This window comes from Pelotomaculum terephthalicicum JT (assembly GCF_022410535.1).
In the GTDB taxonomy this organism is placed as follows: Bacteria; Bacillota; Desulfotomaculia; order Desulfotomaculales; family Pelotomaculaceae; genus Pelotomaculum_D; species Pelotomaculum_D terephthalicicum.
The window spans coordinates 63,445-78,319 of the sequence record NZ_JAKNBL010000006.1; the positions used below are offsets into that span (position 1 = coordinate 63,445).

At 45.4% G+C, this 14,875-nt stretch carries 22 protein-coding genes, 1 tRNA gene and 2 pseudogenes; 3 read left to right on the forward strand and 22 right to left on the reverse strand.

Features of this window, described 5'->3' with window-relative positions:
• The first annotated feature begins 29 nt into the window (after positions 1-29).
• Both L9W92_RS06200 and L9W92_RS06205 read left to right on the forward strand, forming a co-directional pair.
• Positions 30-482, forward strand: a complete 453-nt coding sequence (locus L9W92_RS06200) for a DedA family protein (RefSeq protein ID WP_240082871.1) — start codon at positions 30-32, stop codon at positions 480-482.
• Positions 483-1,304: 822 nt separating this feature from the next.
• Positions 1,305-1,625 (forward strand): hypothetical protein, encoded by a 321-nt coding sequence (locus tag L9W92_RS06205; protein WP_240082872.1) that lies wholly within the window; start codon positions 1,305-1,307, stop codon positions 1,623-1,625.
• Here the strand turns inward: L9W92_RS06205 and L9W92_RS06210 are convergent.
• The 10 genes from L9W92_RS06210 to L9W92_RS06255 form a co-directional block, all read right to left on the reverse strand.
• A tRNA-Pro gene (locus tag L9W92_RS06210) sits at positions 1,604-1,680 on the reverse strand. The two genes, L9W92_RS06205 and L9W92_RS06210, sit on opposite strands and share 22 nt — an antisense overlap.
• Before the next feature lie 157 nt (positions 1,681-1,837).
• Complete coding sequence (locus tag L9W92_RS06215; protein ID WP_240082873.1) at positions 1,838-2,239, reverse strand: iron-sulfur cluster assembly scaffold protein; 402 nt, start codon at positions 2,237-2,239, stop codon at positions 1,838-1,840.
• 47 nt (positions 2,240-2,286) lie between these two features.
• Positions 2,287-2,520, reverse strand: coding sequence for a hypothetical protein (locus L9W92_RS06220; protein WP_240082874.1), 234 nt, complete (start codon positions 2,518-2,520; stop codon positions 2,287-2,289).
• 296 nt (positions 2,521-2,816) lie between these two features.
• Positions 2,817-3,023: a 4Fe-4S dicluster domain-containing protein gene (locus L9W92_RS06225; RefSeq protein ID WP_240082875.1), complete on the reverse strand. Its 207-nt coding sequence runs from the start codon at positions 3,021-3,023 to the stop codon at positions 2,817-2,819.
• A gap of 150 nt (positions 3,024-3,173) precedes the next feature.
• Positions 3,174-3,635 carry a C-GCAxxG-C-C family protein gene (locus L9W92_RS06230; protein WP_312038070.1) on the reverse strand — a complete coding sequence of 154 codons (462 nt, stop codon included), beginning with the start codon at positions 3,633-3,635 and terminating at the stop codon, positions 3,174-3,176.
• A 425-nt stretch (positions 3,636-4,060) separates the two neighbouring features.
• Positions 4,061-4,288, reverse strand: a complete 228-nt coding sequence (locus L9W92_RS06235) for a permease (RefSeq protein WP_240082877.1) — start codon at positions 4,286-4,288, stop codon at positions 4,061-4,063.
• On the reverse strand, positions 4,278-4,466 hold the full coding sequence (locus L9W92_RS06240; protein ID WP_240082878.1) for a hypothetical protein: 189 nt from the start codon (positions 4,464-4,466) through the stop codon (positions 4,278-4,280). The genes L9W92_RS06235 and L9W92_RS06240 overlap by 11 nt, the downstream gene beginning before the upstream one ends.
• Before the next feature lie 187 nt (positions 4,467-4,653).
• On the reverse strand, positions 4,654-4,932 hold the full coding sequence (locus L9W92_RS06245) for a lipoyl synthase (RefSeq protein WP_240082879.1): 279 nt from the start codon (positions 4,930-4,932) through the stop codon (positions 4,654-4,656).
• A gap of 109 nt (positions 4,933-5,041) precedes the next feature.
• Positions 5,042-6,106 carry an ACR3 family arsenite efflux transporter gene (gene arsB, locus L9W92_RS06250; protein ID WP_240082880.1) on the reverse strand — a complete coding sequence of 355 codons (1,065 nt, stop codon included), beginning with the start codon at positions 6,104-6,106 and terminating at the stop codon, positions 5,042-5,044.
• Positions 6,107-6,111: 5 nt separating this feature from the next.
• Positions 6,112-6,510, reverse strand: coding sequence for an ArsR/SmtB family transcription factor (locus tag L9W92_RS06255; protein ID WP_240082881.1), 399 nt, complete (start codon positions 6,508-6,510; stop codon positions 6,112-6,114).
• A 119-nt stretch (positions 6,511-6,629) separates the two neighbouring features.
• On the opposite strand from L9W92_RS06255, the gene arsC reads away from it, so the two are divergent.
• The gene (gene arsC, locus L9W92_RS06260) at positions 6,630-7,061 is read left to right on the forward strand and encodes an arsenate reductase (thioredoxin) (protein ID WP_240082882.1); all 432 of its coding nucleotides are present in this window, start codon (positions 6,630-6,632) and stop codon (positions 7,059-7,061) included.
• A 134-nt stretch (positions 7,062-7,195) separates the two neighbouring features.
• On the opposite strand, the gene L9W92_RS06265 is transcribed toward arsC, so the two are convergent.
• From L9W92_RS06265 to L9W92_RS06325, 12 genes and pseudogenes are all read right to left on the reverse strand, one after another.
• On the reverse strand, positions 7,196-7,711 hold the full coding sequence (locus tag L9W92_RS06265) for a methylated-DNA--[protein]-cysteine S-methyltransferase (RefSeq protein WP_240082883.1): 516 nt from the start codon (positions 7,709-7,711) through the stop codon (positions 7,196-7,198).
• A 127-nt stretch (positions 7,712-7,838) separates the two neighbouring features.
• Positions 7,839-9,488 carry a chaperonin GroEL gene (groL, locus tag L9W92_RS06270; RefSeq protein WP_240082884.1) on the reverse strand — a complete coding sequence of 550 codons (1,650 nt, stop codon included), beginning with the start codon at positions 9,486-9,488 and terminating at the stop codon, positions 7,839-7,841.
• 22 nt (positions 9,489-9,510) lie between these two features.
• Positions 9,511-9,798: a co-chaperone GroES gene (groES, locus tag L9W92_RS06275; RefSeq protein WP_240082885.1), complete on the reverse strand. Its 288-nt coding sequence runs from the start codon at positions 9,796-9,798 to the stop codon at positions 9,511-9,513.
• Positions 9,799-10,077: 279 nt separating this feature from the next.
• Entirely contained in the window at positions 10,078-10,581 is a 504-nt protein-coding gene (locus tag L9W92_RS06280; protein WP_240082952.1) for a MogA/MoaB family molybdenum cofactor biosynthesis protein, read from the reverse strand.
• Between the two features lie 21 nt (positions 10,582-10,602).
• Positions 10,603-11,088, reverse strand: coding sequence for a cyclic pyranopterin monophosphate synthase MoaC (gene moaC, locus L9W92_RS06285; protein WP_240082886.1), 486 nt, complete (start codon positions 11,086-11,088; stop codon positions 10,603-10,605).
• Positions 11,089-11,134: 46 nt separating this feature from the next.
• Positions 11,135-11,743, reverse strand: a pseudogene (locus L9W92_RS06290) (substrate-binding domain-containing protein); the annotation flags it as partial.
• A 255-nt stretch (positions 11,744-11,998) separates the two neighbouring features.
• The gene (locus L9W92_RS19500; protein WP_240082888.1) at positions 11,999-12,385 is read right to left on the reverse strand and encodes a molybdopterin-binding protein; all 387 of its coding nucleotides are present in this window, start codon (positions 12,383-12,385) and stop codon (positions 11,999-12,001) included.
• 20 nt (positions 12,386-12,405) lie between these two features.
• The gene (locus tag L9W92_RS06305) at positions 12,406-12,579 is read right to left on the reverse strand and encodes a hypothetical protein (RefSeq protein ID WP_240082889.1); all 174 of its coding nucleotides are present in this window, start codon (positions 12,577-12,579) and stop codon (positions 12,406-12,408) included.
• Positions 12,580-12,909: 330 nt separating this feature from the next.
• Positions 12,910-13,335 (reverse strand): annotated as a pseudogene (locus L9W92_RS06310) (MOSC domain-containing protein); the annotation flags it as partial.
• 30 nt (positions 13,336-13,365) lie between these two features.
• Positions 13,366-14,343: a GTP 3',8-cyclase MoaA gene (gene moaA, locus L9W92_RS06315; RefSeq protein ID WP_240082890.1), complete on the reverse strand. Its 978-nt coding sequence runs from the start codon at positions 14,341-14,343 to the stop codon at positions 13,366-13,368.
• Between the two features lie 44 nt (positions 14,344-14,387).
• A complete protein-coding gene (locus L9W92_RS06320) occupies positions 14,388-14,597 on the reverse strand; it encodes a hypothetical protein (RefSeq protein WP_240082892.1) in 210 nt (69 codons plus the stop codon).
• Position 14,598: 1 nt separating this feature from the next.
• Complete coding sequence (locus tag L9W92_RS06325; RefSeq protein WP_240082893.1) at positions 14,599-14,790, reverse strand: hypothetical protein; 192 nt, start codon at positions 14,788-14,790, stop codon at positions 14,599-14,601.
• Positions 14,791-14,875 lie beyond the last annotated feature (85 nt).

Below are 14,875 nucleotides of genomic sequence, written 5' to 3' on the forward strand. Positions count from 1 at the left end.
ACAGAAAACAGTTGATACATGAGGAGGGAATGGTTCTGGACTTGAAGGAATTGGCCGCGCAGTTTATATCAAGCCATGGTTATACCGGATTATACCTGTATTTCGTATTGGACACCCTGGGGGTGCTGCTTCCTTCCAAGTCAATCCTCACCTTAATAGGTTTTTTCGTGGAAAGGGGCATATTAAGCTTTGTGCCAGTAGTGATTACGGCTGTTCTGGGAAGCCTGACCGGCGTGTCCGTGAGCTATTTTATCGGGAGGAAAATAGGAAACCCCTTTTTTGAAAAGTATGGCCGCTTTATTAGTGTAACGCCGGAGAAGCTTTTAAAGGCAGAGGCATGGGCGGGAAGATACGGGGCGCCGGCCATCGTCCTGGCCTATTTTGTGCCAGGGTTAAGGCACATAACGCCTTACCTGTCTGGAATCACCAGGTTGCCTTATTGGAAGGTAATGTTTTTTTCAGCTGCCGGAGCATTACTGTAGGTGACTGTTTTTATTAACCTGGGGCTTTTTCTCGGTGATATCTGGGATAGGAACGCCGGCAATTAACGTGATTGAACATGCCAACGGCCTTTGTCAACAGCACCTTGTATCATGCCGTGGCTGGCCTCCAGCCATGATCAATTCTGAGTAACCTGCTGCAGAGCCCGCCCGATAGGAAGGAAGAAGAGTTCCTCCTGCCTAACTTTCGGGTTAGTGTTTGAACTCAGGAGGGATGCCAACCTACCCCTTGGGTTTACCATTATTTCTTGTGGTTGTAAGTTTCAGGTAAAAGTGAAGTCCCGAATGACCGTTTGGATGTGGGTTCAGTAGGACAGGGAACAAATGTTTGACTACAGTAATTCTCTTTAAACAATGCTAATGCGTAACCTAACAAAAAAGATAAAATTAACCAGTTTTGAAGGGGTGAGTTTACATAATATCTATTATCGGAACATGAATTTATATTAAAAAGTAGTGATGCTCAATAACAAGATGCAGCAATTTTTATTCAAACTCGGTTTTTTGCGAGAGTTAAGACCTATGTCTTCCGTCAATGTTCCTCTTTAGCGGCCAATTTGTCCCATATGGACACACTGGGACACACCAAAAATTTTTATATCATATATTCCAAGCCTCCGCCCTGGATTTATTATACAAATTACCAATCTTATTATATAAGGATTGCATATAATTAGGTTAAAGGGTTATTATGGAACATAAGTTAGACACCTTTACTGTGAGGAACAAAAACGGGGTATAGAAAACGCCAAACAGATATATGCGGTTATAGGTGACGACTCTGAAATTGCCACCAACAGCGGCGTGCAATTTTTTATAACGATCAATAACAGCATTGCCGCCAATCCCCAACTCAAAGAACTGATAGAACAGGGCGACCTGAAAGCGGAGCAATATACGGGTAAAAAAATTGAATTTCTGATTTATCAGATAAACAATTTTAAAACCGATAACTATACATTCTACTGTTTTGCTTTTGACGATGATAAAATGATTGCTTATACGCCCAAACCGCATAAGCAAAAGACTTCAATGCAAAAAAAGAAAGTTGATGTTTGGACATTCCAAAAGAAGTGTTCCAAAACATCAACCGTCGTTCATTATGGTCGGGATGACACGACTTGAACGTGCGACCTCACGGTCCCGAACCGTGCGCTCTACCAAACTGAGCTACATCCCGTCAACAAACTATATTATGCAATAAGTTATAGGCAAAGTCAAGTTTGATTTAAGTCAGGATGATAAACGGCTTACAGTAGGCCAACCTCATTGTTAATCCGCTTTGCAGCCAAAGAAATGATGCGGATGAGAAATTGCTTCAGGGCATTTGAGCAAATCTATTCAGTTTGTGCTTTATAGTGAAGGATTTCCCCGTTGAGTAATTCCAACAGGAACTTGGCTTTTTCCCGCATTAATTCGTCCTCGCATCCCAGAAATTGAGAAAACGCATCCTCCTTTATAAGGGAGGCCTCGTCCAAAGTCTTCCCTTTCACCAATGTACAAAGAATCTCTATGGCTACTTTGGTTGCTGGATCACCGATACATTGATACTTGATATCAGAAATGAGGTTGTTGACCACCTGGATGTAGAGATTCATAAAATCGTCCGTGCTTGCACCACAGGCTGCGCTGACTTCTCCTAAAGCTCGCAGGAATATGGATGGATTTTCGAGTTTACCGGTATACTCGGATCCCGTTTTTAATAATCCCTGGTAATACGCTATAATATTTTCGTGCATTTCGTTCTCCTCCTTTGTTCGCTTGACTTGTTCGCTTGACTTAAATCTCAGATATAGCCGCGCTCTTTGAATATCTCATCCAGTGTTTCCAGGAATATCCGACATTCATCCATGGTATTGTAGAAGTAGCAGGAAACCCGATACACCATTCTATGCTCACTGTGCGATATGGGGCGGGTCCATTCCGGTCCGAACTTCTCGTTAAAATAGGAATGCACACAGAAAACACTGTCCCTGATCATGACGTCATTCTTTTCGCTAAGCTCAACGGCTATCCCCACCGCATTCGGCCGTTTGACCTCCCCGTATCCCCATAACGGTTCATCAGTTCCTCGGTCAGAAAACGGTTCAAGCTGGCCTCATGGTCCTTTATCCTGCCCAAATTGGGTACTGTAAAATCAACCTTGATATGCCCTGCTTTCTGCAACTTCAGCCAGGGAAGCAAATTCGAATTGTGTTCCTTGTCGGTCAGTAAAACAACATCCCTGGGCTAAAAAGGGAAACCAAGCGCCACCGTGTTATATTTATGGTATAGAAGGCTCTCTGATGATGGGCGATGACATTGTGATTCAGATGTCTACTCGGTTAATATTATTGAGTTAGTTGGGCAACTTTCTTCACAGGCGCCGCAATCAAGACAGGCATCGGGGTAGACAACTGTGGAAATTTCTTTGATTTCAAATACCCTGGGTTCTGCCGGGCACAATTCATAGCATGTTGCGCAAGCAACGCACGTCTCACCATTTACAACTGGATAAATGCTGTAACCCCAAACATGCGGCATATTAATGCCCTCCCTTTTTCTACTCTTATAAATTTGAACCTTTATTACTGTTAGCCTCGGCACAAAAACAACTTTACTTTGTCCTCCTATCGGCGGCAGGTCGACTACACGCTTGTGGCTGAAATGCTACGTAAAAAACTTTCCAAGATCTCAGTCTTCCTTAAATAACTCTTCAAATAACTCTTCCAAGATTTCAACAGAATTCCGTACGAATTTAGGGCACACGGAGGTAAAGAGGTTCTTATCTATAGCATACTTTATCCCTTCAGAAGTACTAATGTCACATTTTATTAAATCCTTGCAAATTGTAGATCCGTTCAGTATTTCAAATTGCTTAATAAATTCCCGCGCAACAGCATAAGACTTTTTCATAGCTTTATAATTTTTTGCGTCTGTATCCGCATATTTTAGCCCTATTACCATGAAAGCGCCATTAACAGCACCGCATGTGCCGCCTGTATGGCCTACTCCACCCCCAAAAGCGCCGGCTACCTTTATAGCTTTTTCTTCCTCCATACCTAGTTGTGGAGCAAATGAAGCAAGGACAGCCTGAGAACATTGAAATCCATTACTAAAAAGTGATAACGCTGTTTTTAATCTACTCGTAATAATAAACCCTCCTTAAAACATCTCGGCTAATTAATATAACGGCTGTCCCCTACAGTTTTTTCTTAGATAATTGCTTTCTTATTGTGATTATTTTTTCTCATCATCAGGAACAATTTTAAAATCACAACAGTCTTCTTTATTTTTTTCTTCTTTGTCCACCTGGACAATTTTCATGTCACATCATGACGTCTTCAGCTTTTTAAAGAAGCCAAATAACCCTTTCTTCTCATCTTTTTCTTTACTCATTTTCAAAACTCCCCCGGCATTACCTGCCTTATTATTAAGATCTGGCTATATAGTTTTTATATTCATTGTGCAGAGCTATCTTATATTCCCTTTCAGCGCTTTCTGGGATATAATTTCTTCTTATAGATCTTGGGTGCATCAGGATCACAACAGCCCATATTTTCAGCTTACCCCCTTTCGTCTTATAATATCGGCTGGAGAATTTGAAATATGAATCCGGACAGTATGGCTACGGCAAAAATAGTTACTGTAAAAATGGCTACCAGCTTAGGTTTAAATATGGATGCGAGTAATGTTAATTCAGGAATACTGGCCCCGGCACCACCGATTATCAATGCCATTATCGCTCCCAAACTCATGCCTTTCGCCAGCAACACCGTACCAATGGGAATCATGGTTTTAAAAACCACCGTGGAAGCGGGGCTCGCCGTTAATCACAGTCAAAGGAAGCTTTACTCTATCCAGGATTTTTATAATATCCGGATAATTCTCTATCTCTTTACTTTGCACATCCACGTAAGCATATTGGATGGCTTCGACAAAATTTTGCACAAGAAATTCTTTTAAATCCTCAGCTTCTTCTTGCATTGGCTTTGCAGGGCCGCAACATGCGGCCTCCGGGGATGGGCCTCAGCAACTACCGGAAGGCATAGGTGCATTAGTTCCGAATATGGCTATACTGACTTCTTTCACTTTAAATCGACCTCCAACTTTAAAATAGTCCGCAGTAGCGGAAAGTAATTTTTATATAATTTGCTGTTATTATAGCTTTGTTTTACCATCGTTCCGGCACGGGCTCTTTGCGCGGCTTCAGCCAGCAGGCCAAGAAACCCCGGCGGGAAGAAGCCCCGTGGCGATACTGGGGTAAAGGGTAAAGCCGGGGTATGGTCTCTATATTGTGTGGGGTTACGGAAGTAACCACGATATGCTTTAACCCCGAGACATTGACCGCTTCTTTTAACCGAACCGGCTCTTCCTGGTCTGCCTCACCCGCCTTGCTGTGGCTGACCGCACAGAAGGCGCAGTTCCTCGTACACACGTTGCCGAGGATCATAAAGATGGCGGTGCCTCGTGAGTAGCAACTGCCCCGGTTAGGACACCTGGCTCCCTGGCAGACGGTCGGGGTACTTCATCCATAAGATGGCAGGACTCCAGTCCAGTCGTTACTTTGCCTCCTGCAGTTCATTTGCAAAATATTTGCGTTTGAACCCAAGGGCAATGTTAACCAAACCGATCATTACAGGCACTTCAATGAGGGGACCGATAACCGCGGCAAAAGCCTGACCCGAATCAATGCCAAATACCGCTACAGCCACCGCGATGGCCAGCTCAAAGTTATTGCTGGCAGCCGTGAAAGCAAGTGTTGTGGCCTGGCTGTAATTAATTCCGGACGATTTACTGAGGAAGAAGGACAGGAAGAACATGATTACAAAGTAGACTAGCAGCGGTATGGCGATTCTAGCTACATCCATCGGTAAGGTGATGATATAGTTTCCCTTCAAAGAGAACATCACGATAATAGTAAATAAGAGGGCGATTAGCGCAAGTGGGCTGATTTTGGGGATAAATTTTTTCTCATACCATTCTTTGCCCTTGACCGGCATCAGGGTAAGTCTGGTGATCACTCCGCCAAGGAAGGGAATACCGAGGTAAATCATTACGCTTTTAGCCACTTCCGCCATGGAAATATGGATGGCCATTGACCTGATCCCCAGCCACTGGGGCAAGAGGGTAACAAAAAAGTAGGCGTAAACTGAAAAGAAAAGCACCTGAAAAATTGAGTTTAAGGCCACTAGTGCTGCCGCGTACTCTGAATCCCCTTTGGCCAAAGAGTTCCAAACAATGACCATGGCAATGCACCTAGCCAGACCGATAATAATTATACCTACCATATATTCAGGATAGTTTTGCAAAAAGATGATTGCCAAAAAGAACATCAACACCGGCCCGATAATCCAGTTCTGTAGCAAAGAGAGTCCCAGCACCCTGACGTTTTTAAAAACTCCACCGATTTCCTCGTACTTAACCTTGGCCAGAGGCGGGTACATCATCACAATTAGGCCGACGGCAATGGGAATCGAAGTGGTGCCAACCTGGAATTCTCTTAGCAGGTTCGCCACTTCCGGCATAACATAGCCCAATCCCACACCGAAAAACATGGCCAGAAATATCCATACCGTTAAATAGCGGTCGAGCAAGGAGAGTTTTGCCGCAGCTTTTTCCGACATACTGTTTACCGCCGCTTTCTCTTTATAATGATTTTTTCTTTATCAATCATTTTTTCGCAACATTCCGGGTCGAAACCCATTTCTGTGCAGAGATTAGGATTTTGTCTGAGCGGCGATGGTTTCGGCGGGGAACAGGAAAAACAAGCCAGATCGTCAAGAAAACCGTCCATCTGCTTGTAAAATTCCCTGATACCTTCTTTATTCAAAGTATAAAAGACAATTTTACCCTCCTTCTCACTATTAATCAGCCCCGCTTGTTTTAAGATTTTTAAATGGTGCGCAATGGCCGGTTGCGACAAGCCGATGGCCTGGATAATCTCACATGCCCCCATTTCCTGGCAGGTCAACAATTTTAATATATTTAGCCTGTGCGAGTCTCCTAACGCCTTGAAAATGTTGATCATCGTATACCACCTAAACTTACATATTTAAATAATTAAATGTTTATGTTATATTGTAAATATTACTGGATTTTTAGTCAAGTAAGCTTCCTAAAATATATTGAAAGGCGGTTGACCTAAACATGGAAACTAAGCCGTTAATTTATTTTCTTTGCACGGGCAATTCCTGCCGCAGTCAAATAGCGGAAGGTTTTGCGAAATATTATGGTGGTGAAAAATTTAAGGTTTTTAGCGCTGGAATAGAAAGCCACAGTGTTAACCCGACAGCCATACAGGTGATGGCGGAAGTTGGCATAGATATATCTAACCAGACTTCGGATTTAATCGATGAAAATATTTTAACAAAAAGTGACTATGTAATTACTCTGTGCGGTGATGCCAATGATAAGTGCCCGGTAACTCCCCCCGGTGTAAACAGGGAACACTGGAATTTACCCGACCCGGCAAAATCGTCCGGTAACGAAAAAGAAATTATAGAAACTTTTCGAATGGTTCGTGATGCTATAAAAGAAGAAGTAATGGATTTACTGAAGAGGAGCTCACCCACAGAGTAAAGTACCACCGCCCCATATCTAGTAATTATTTATGGGGGGAGTTAATGAGTTAGTTTACAGTTAACCAAAACTTCTCTGTTAGGGCTTTAAGAAAGTAGAATTTTTCGTGAAATGGCTAGAAGATCCTCGTTTAATCAAACCGCAGGTATCGATTCTAATTCTAATAATAATTTTTTCGCGTCAAGTCCACCACTGAAACCGCCCAAGGAACCATCGGAGGCAAGTACCCGGTGGCACGGGATCACTAGCGGTGTGCGGTTTGAACGCATAACCCCTCCCACAGCCCTTGCCGCTTTTGAAAAACCGGCTTCAATGGCAACTTGTTTATAAGAACTGACTTTACCATATGGTATTTGTTGTACTACTGCTAAAACTTGTCGTTGAAAAGAAGTGTAACCGGTCCAGTCTATTGAAGCGGTGAAGTTGACCAATTCTCCTCGAAAATATTTTTCAATTTCTTGGACAAGTTTTTTTTCAACATCTTGCGGCTGTTCAGGTAAAAGCATTGAAGAGTCAACCCGTAACTGAACAGCTAATTTCGCTATTGCTTCTTCATAACTTTTTTGAGGCAATACTAAACCTCTCAATCCTGCCTCGGACCATCCGGCAGCCAGCCAGCCATGTTGGGTGCAAATAGTAACGACCCTCATAAATTCACACTCCCAGTTAAAAAAACTAAATAACAATACCTGCATAAAATTAAGGAAAGGAAGGGTAAATTGCACCCTTCCTTAATTATAACTGATAATTAACAAATCTCATATTAATTAAATCATCTTACATCATGCCGCCCATGCCACCCATGCCACCCATGCCGCCCATAGCCGCCGCGGCCGCCATGGCGTTATCCTTATCAACTTTTTCAGCTACCAGTGTCTCGGTTGTTAAAATCATGGCCGCGATGCTCGCTGCGTTTTGGAGAGCTGACCGGGTCACTTTGGCGGGGTCTACTATACCAGAGTCAATCATATTAACAAACTCGCCAACAAGGGCGTTAAATCCCACACCTGCTTCTGAGTTCTTCACTTTTTCAACAATTACCGAACCTTCGAGACCGGCGTTGTTGGCAATCTGACGCAGAGGCTCTTCCAAAGATCTGCGGACAATATCTATGCCTGTCTTCTCGTCAAGGTTATCGGATGTAAGGTTTTCCATACCCTTTACAGCGTTGACAAAGACTACGCCGCCGCCGGGCACGATTCCTTCCTCGACTGCCGCTCTGGTAGCGTTCAGCGCGTCGTCGATACGGAGCTTTTTCTCTTTCATTTCAGTTTCCGTGGCAGCGCCCACCTGGATTACCGCTACACCGCCGGCTAGTTTAGCCAAGCGCTCCTGTAGCTTTTCTCTGTCGAAATCAGATGTGGTTTCTTCTATCTGGTTTTTAATTTGGGCAACCCGCTTGGTAATATCGTCAGTATTGCCCGCTCCGCCAACGATAATTGTTTCTTCTTTCTTGACGCGGACTTTGCTGGCCCGGCCAAGTTGTTCAATCGTAACGCTATCGAGCTTCAAGCCAAGATCTTCTGTAATCACGCCACCACCGGTGAGGATAGCGATATCCTCCAACATTGCCTTGCGCCTGTCGCCAAACCCCGGGGCTTTTACCGCAACACACTGGAATGTGCCGCGCAGTTTGTTCAGAACCAGGGTAGCCAGCGCTTCGCCTTCCACGTCTTCAGCAATAACCAGAAGCGGCTTGCCTGTCTGTACGATTTTTTCCAGAACCGGCAGGAGATCCCCAATGGCCGAGATCTTTTTATCGGTGATCAGTATGTAGGGATCACTTAAATTAGCTTCCATCTTGTCTGTATCAGTAACCATATACGCGGAAGTATAACCCCTGTCAAAGTTCATGCCTTCAACAACTTCCAGGTTGGTTGTAGTCCCTTTTGATTCTTCAACGGTAATAACGCCGTCTTTACCCACTTTTTCCATCGCGTCGGCGATCAAGCTGCCGATAACTTCATCATTGGCTGAGATGGTGGCAACCTGGGTGATTGCCGACTTGCTCTCAATAGGCTTAGCCTGTTCTTTAATTACTTCTATCGCTTTTTCAACAGCTTTTTCAATACCGCGCTTAATAATCATCGGGTTGGCGCCCGCCGCCACATTCTTTAAGCCTTCTCTTACGATGGCTTGAGCCAGCACGCAAGCGGTTGTAGTGCCGTCACCGGCGACATCGTTAGTCTTGGTGGCAACTTCCTTGACTAATTGGGCGCCCATATTTTCAAATGGGTCGGCCAGTTCTATTTCTCTGGCAATGGTAACTCCGTCGTTGGTAATCATCGGAGAACCAAATTTTTTCTCCAGTACGACGTTGCGTCCTTTGGGACCTAAAGTAACCTTGACGGCTTCCGCCAGTGCGTTAACACCTTTTTCCAGAGCACGCCTGGCATCTTCCCGGAAAATTATCTCTTTGCCTGCCATTTTTCGAACCTCCTTTTAATATCTACTTCTCGATAACACCGAGGATATCGGCTTCACGCATAATCAAGTATTCCACATCATCGATCTTAACTTCGTTTCCGGCATATTTGGAGAAAAGGATTTTGTCTCCCGGTTTTAAATCGATCGATACACGCTGACCGGTTTCAAGCAATCTTCCATTACCGACTGCTACGACCTCGCCCTCCTGTGGCTTTTCTTTCGCGGTATCCGGCAACACTATACCACTTTTTGTTTTTTCTTCACTCGGCATGGGCCTAACTACAACCCGGTCACCTAAAGGTCTGATCACATAAACCCCTCCTTACTGGTTAGTCTGTTTATTGTTAGCACTCATTGTTGGCGAGTGCTAATACCAACGTAAATATAATATTAAATAAGAAAATCAAAAGCAAACAACATCATCGCATAATTTCAATGAAAATATACAAAATAAAGAAATTAGCTTGATAAGCCTTTGATTTTCTCCCTCTGTTTCAAGATTACCTCAGTTTCTGGTATTATTTTTATCTGCCTAGAAATATTTTCCCACTGATAATATTTTTTATACATAAATTTTAAAAAATACCTTTTAATTCCCATTATTGCCGCTATTGCCGCAATCACCGGCCTTGCCGGATAGTATTTCAAGCCCATGCGGCAACACGGGCAGGATTACTCCCAGGCACTCCCGGACAGCCTTGACGCTGCCTGGAAGATTGATAATCAAGGTGCTCCGGCGCACTCCCGCTACAGCCCTGGATAGCATAGCCCGGTTGGTCTTTTTTAAGCTTTCCATTCTCATGGCTTCGGCCAGTCCGGGGACTGCCCGCTCAATTACCGCCAGGGTGGCTTCCGGCGTGTTATCGCGAGGGCTTAAACCTGTACCGCCGGTAGTCAAGATCAAGTCAACTTTTTCAATATCGGACAGGTTAATCATTAATTCTTGAATTAAGTCAAGCTCATCAGGAACCATGTGACAGCTTACCACTTCACCCAGGGATTCAATCATTTCGCAAATTGCCGGACCACTCTCGTCCTTGCGCTCTCCGCGTGAGCCCTTGTCGCTTACCGTAATAACAGCAATTTTATACAGATTCATTCACCTCTTCATAATTCAGCTTTCGTGCTCCCGCTCAAAAATACCGCTTTTGCCGCCGCTCTTATGAATCAACCTGATTGCGCGAATCGTCATTTCACGGTCGACTGCTTTGCACATGTCGTATATCGTTAAAGCAGCAATTGAAACAGCTGTAAGCGCTTCCATTTCCACACCGGTTTGCCCGGTGATTCGCACACTGGCTTCTATTTCTACTTTATTATGTTCCTGGTCGGGGCGGAATTGAACATCAATTCCGGTTATGTTCAAGGGGTGGCATAGAGGAATCAGGCTTGAGGTTTGCTTTGCAGCCATAATCCCAGCCAATCTGGCCACGCCAAAAACTTCTCCCTTGGCCACCTTGCCGGAGATGATCATTGCCAGCGTCTCCGGACGCATTACTATCTCACCACGGGCTACCGCCAGCCTGCGGGTTATTTCTTTGCCACCGACTTCGACCATCCTCGCTTGTCCCTGTTCATCCAGGTGAGTAAGATTATTCAATAATACGCCCTCCATCTATAATAAACTGTACTATATTTCCAAGTTATTAGCTTTGCCACATTACTTTGCCGCAGTCACGAAGGTCATATAAAGACACCACTTCCAGCAGCCTTTGTATATACGGTGTATCAAAATATTCTGCAGGTATACATAAATCATAACGCTCTTGGGCAATGCCAATATACTTCAGTCCAAGAGCCTGCGCTGCGGCGCGAATACCCAAACCCACGTCGGCCGCTCCTGCTTTCACGGCCGCTGCCACGGCCATATGGGTATATTCCTCATGGTCGTACCCGTGGATAATATCTGTATCAACTCCAAGTTCCGCGAGGCGGTAGTCAAGCAAGATCCTGGTGCCGGACCCGCGCTGGCGGTTGACAAAGGTGAGCCCGGGCCTGGCCAGATCTTCAAGCGAGCGAATATTTTTCGGGTTCCCTTCGCCTAGAATCAGCCCTTGCTCACGGTATACCAGGTTCACCAGCAAAACTTTACGGTCAGGCAGCTTTTAAACATGTAATATTATAAGAGCCAGTCTTCTCGTCCAGTAAATGCATGCCGGCGCAGTGCGCTTCACCGCGCTTAATAGCTGACAAGCCCCCAAGCTCCCGACATGGGCGGAGGAAAGTGATGAGGAAGGGTATTTTAAACGCAGGTAATAAATACCGAGCACGGGTTCGGCGCAAAGCCTGCCTTCCCGTAAAAAAAGCCTTACGCGGATAAAATCCTCACGTCCGGCCGCGGAACGGAGATTACGTACAATCTCCGCTTGCAAGGGGTACTCTATTAATGTATCTTTTTTTGATACTAAATATTCACCGGAACGAATCAGCGGCGCTACCAGGAGATCAAAAACCAAAAACCACCATAGCCAAAGCATGATGACCGGGCAGACCGAAAACCGGTCTGTCACCTACCATGGCTCCCAGGGCCGGCTTTCCCGGCTTGATGGAAATCCCGTGGAAGAGTACGCCCGGTTTACCCATCGAATCAATTGCTTCCATGGCAACATCGCGCGCCCACGGAACTTCCCCCGGAAAAGCAGCACGATATCATTTTCCGCAATTACACGTTCTAAAACGTTTCTTAATTCTTTATAATAGTCTCCTACAATACCATAGCAGTGTGGTTCTCCGCCGCATGCCGCCACTGCTCCGAACAAGGTATAAGAGTTTATGTCACGCACTTGTCCCGGCGCGGGAAATTTAGACGGCGCAACCAGTTCGTCACCTGTGGATATGATTCCGACACTGCGGGGAGGGATTACAGCTACATGCGTAACGCCGATAGATGACAGCATACTCCACCATCACCACCGCATCAGCGCCGGATGGCAGCATTCCGTCCGTAGATATTGCGCCAAGCCTGCCCGGCGCTCAATCTACCTTGCGGCATGCCACTTCCCATCAACACCTCGCCGCTGATATCCACGTATGCAGGCAGACTCTCCGAAGCTCCGTATGTATCCTTAGCCCGTACTGCAAAACCATCCATGGTTGATTTGAGCCGACAGGTAGCGGGTTAATGCCGCCTTTGCTTCTTCCACAGTCAAAGCTTTAAATAATTCAGCCACATCTCACCTTGTTAAAGGTTGCTCCTTCCTTAAAAACATCCCAGTTCACAAACTCTGATTTTTATTTTTAGCTTGTCGGCGGCATCACCGATAAGCTTGGGAGATACTTTTAGTTCCTCTGCCAATTTCCTTGCCTCAGTGCATGTTAAAACCTTTTCTCTAGAAGCTTTTTCAACAGCTTCTAGAATCTCTGAACTCACTTCCAATAATGACACATCCTTTACTACTTTTTTATAACATTTTTTTTCATAAACATTAATCGGGTCACCCACTTTAATTTCTCCGCCAAGCAGGATGCGCACAAAAATACCCTCTCTGGGCATAACACAATCTCCGGCCTGGTAGTATATTGCGCAATGATCATGGCATTCCTTGCCGATTTGCGTTACCTCACCTATCGCTTCGCCGCCTATTTTAAGGCGGGTGCCCAGGGGGAGACTAACCAGGTCAATACCTTCGGTGGTCAGATTTTCCGCAAAGTCGCCGGGCCCCACTTCCAGCCCCAGCGCCCGCATTTTATCGATGCTTTCGACAGCAAGCAGGCTGACCTGGCGATGCCAGTCGCCTGCGTGCGCATCGCCACACAAACCGTGTTCTTGAATTAACTGCCCCCGGCCGATATTCTTCTTGCGCATTCCTTTATCAGGGCTTGTACATATTGCCTTTATTATTCCCATAATATCGCCGTAACCCTCCTCTAATATTTGTTATCCGCCGATTTGAGACATTACCCGCTTGTCCTGCCAACCGTCAAGCATGTGGTGCCGATCCGCTTTTAAACTAACCGCTTTTCTAATCAGACCGGCTATCTCTTTGATACCCGCCCCGTCGCGCAGCGGGGTTCTCAAATCTATCTCGCATCTATCATATAGGCATGGTCTCAAACTTCCAGTTGAAGTCAGTCGCAGGCGGTTGCAATTACTGCAAAAATGATCGCTCATTGATGTGATAAAGCCAACCGTACCTTGGGCGCCTTCAAGGCGGTAGTACTTGGCCGGCCCGCTGCCTTCGGGTATTTTGGCCGGAATAAGCTGCCCAAGCTTGGCGCCGATCCGAGACATTATTTCTTCCGCGGGCACGAAACGGCCCGTAACCCAAGAGTTAGAGGAGCCTATGGGCATAATTTCAATGAAACGTACATGCAATGGTTTTTCCATGGTTAATCTGGCTATGTCTACCACCTCGTCATCGTTGAAACCACGAATGACGACTGTATTCAACTTAACTGGATGAAAACCGGCATCCAGAGCGGAAATGATCCCTTCCCAAACTCTGGACAACTTACCATAACGGGTAAATTCGTGGTATCTGTCACTATCAAGGGTATCAAGACTGATATTTACTCGCCGCAATCCGGCTTCTTTCAAAACCTCAGCATATTTTGGCAGGATCAAACCATTGGTAGTCAGAGCTATATCGTCTATTCCGGGGATGTTGGAAATGCGCCCGACCAGTCTCTCCACCCCCCTGCGCACCAAAGGTTCTCCCCCTGTCAAGCGCACCTTTTTTACACCTATATAAGCAGCCGCTCTAATAACGACCTCGATTTCTTCAAAGCTCAGGATCTCTTTATGAGGAACAAATTTTACACCTTCCGGCGGCATACAGTAGACACAGCGCAAATTGCACCGGTCAGTCACAGAAACACGCAAATAATTAATCTCCCGCTGGTACTTGTCCCGCATACTACTACTCACCTTCTCGTCTTTATGCCAATATTGTTATTTAGTCAACTGTAATAAATTGCAGGTATTACCTTCCTCGCTGCTGCGCCGCTGAATCCGGTAATTATCGGTGCCGCGATGATGACCTGGGCCGTAATCATTGCCGTGGGAGTATAAAGCAGTCCTAGCAAGCCCAGAGGACCATAGCGGCTTAAAGTCAGGCATACCCACAGGCCTACGACAACCGGAGGCAATCCCATCCCTAAGTTGATCATGCTAATCGCCAAGCGTCGTCCCGGAAAGGAAACGAGGGCTATTTAAAGTACCCAAAGGAACGCCTATCACTGTTCCGATAATTGTGGCCGTGCCGGATACATGAAGGATTCGCAGTATTACCTCCAGGACATCACGAGCCCCGCTCATTAACAAATGGATTGCTTCCACCAAGCCCTGCCAATACACACTCAATAAAATCACCTATTAGTATAAAAAGAACTAATTCAGCAGGATATTATTTATTATACCAAACTTCCTCTTAGACAGGCAATTTGAA

Coding starts and splice junctions, on each gene's coding strand:
- L9W92_RS06305 (WP_240082889.1), bottom strand. CDS start 12,579: ATGGATGGTTTTGCAGTACGGGCTAAGGATACATACGGAGCTTCGGAG.
- arsB (WP_240082880.1), bottom strand. CDS start 6,106: ATGTCGGAAAAAGCTGCGGCAAAACTCTCCTTGCTCGACCGCTATTTA.
- L9W92_RS06200 (WP_240082871.1), top strand. CDS start 30: ATGGTTCTGGACTTGAAGGAATTGGCCGCGCAGTTTATATCAAGCCAT.
- L9W92_RS06320 (WP_240082892.1), bottom strand. CDS start 14,597: ATGATCAACTTAGGGATGGGATTGCCTCCGGTTGTCGTAGGCCTGTGG.
- L9W92_RS06225 (WP_240082875.1), bottom strand. CDS start 3,023: ATGCCGCATGTTTGGGGTTACAGCATTTATCCAGTTGTAAATGGTGAG.
- moaA (WP_240082890.1), bottom strand. CDS start 14,343: ATGCGGGACAAGTACCAGCGGGAGATTAATTATTTGCGTGTTTCTGTG.
- L9W92_RS06255 (WP_240082881.1), bottom strand. CDS start 6,510: ATGATCAACATTTTCAAGGCGTTAGGAGACTCGCACAGGCTAAATATA.
- arsC (WP_240082882.1), top strand. CDS start 6,630: ATGGAAACTAAGCCGTTAATTTATTTTCTTTGCACGGGCAATTCCTGC.
- L9W92_RS06215 (WP_240082873.1), bottom strand. CDS start 2,239: ATGCACGAAAATATTATAGCGTATTACCAGGGATTATTAAAAACGGGA.
- L9W92_RS06240 (WP_240082878.1), bottom strand. CDS start 4,466: ATGCAAGAAGAAGCTGAGGATTTAAAAGAATTTCTTGTGCAAAATTTT.
- L9W92_RS06265 (WP_240082883.1), bottom strand. CDS start 7,711: ATGAGGGTCGTTACTATTTGCACCCAACATGGCTGGCTGGCTGCCGGA.
- L9W92_RS06245 (WP_240082879.1), bottom strand. CDS start 4,932: ATGATCCTCGGCAACGTGTGTACGAGGAACTGCGCCTTCTGTGCGGTC.
- L9W92_RS19500 (WP_240082888.1), bottom strand. CDS start 12,385: ATGCTGTCATCTATCGGCGTTACGCATGTAGCTGTAATCCCTCCCCGC.
- groL (WP_240082884.1), bottom strand. CDS start 9,488: ATGGCAGGCAAAGAGATAATTTTCCGGGAAGATGCCAGGCGTGCTCTG.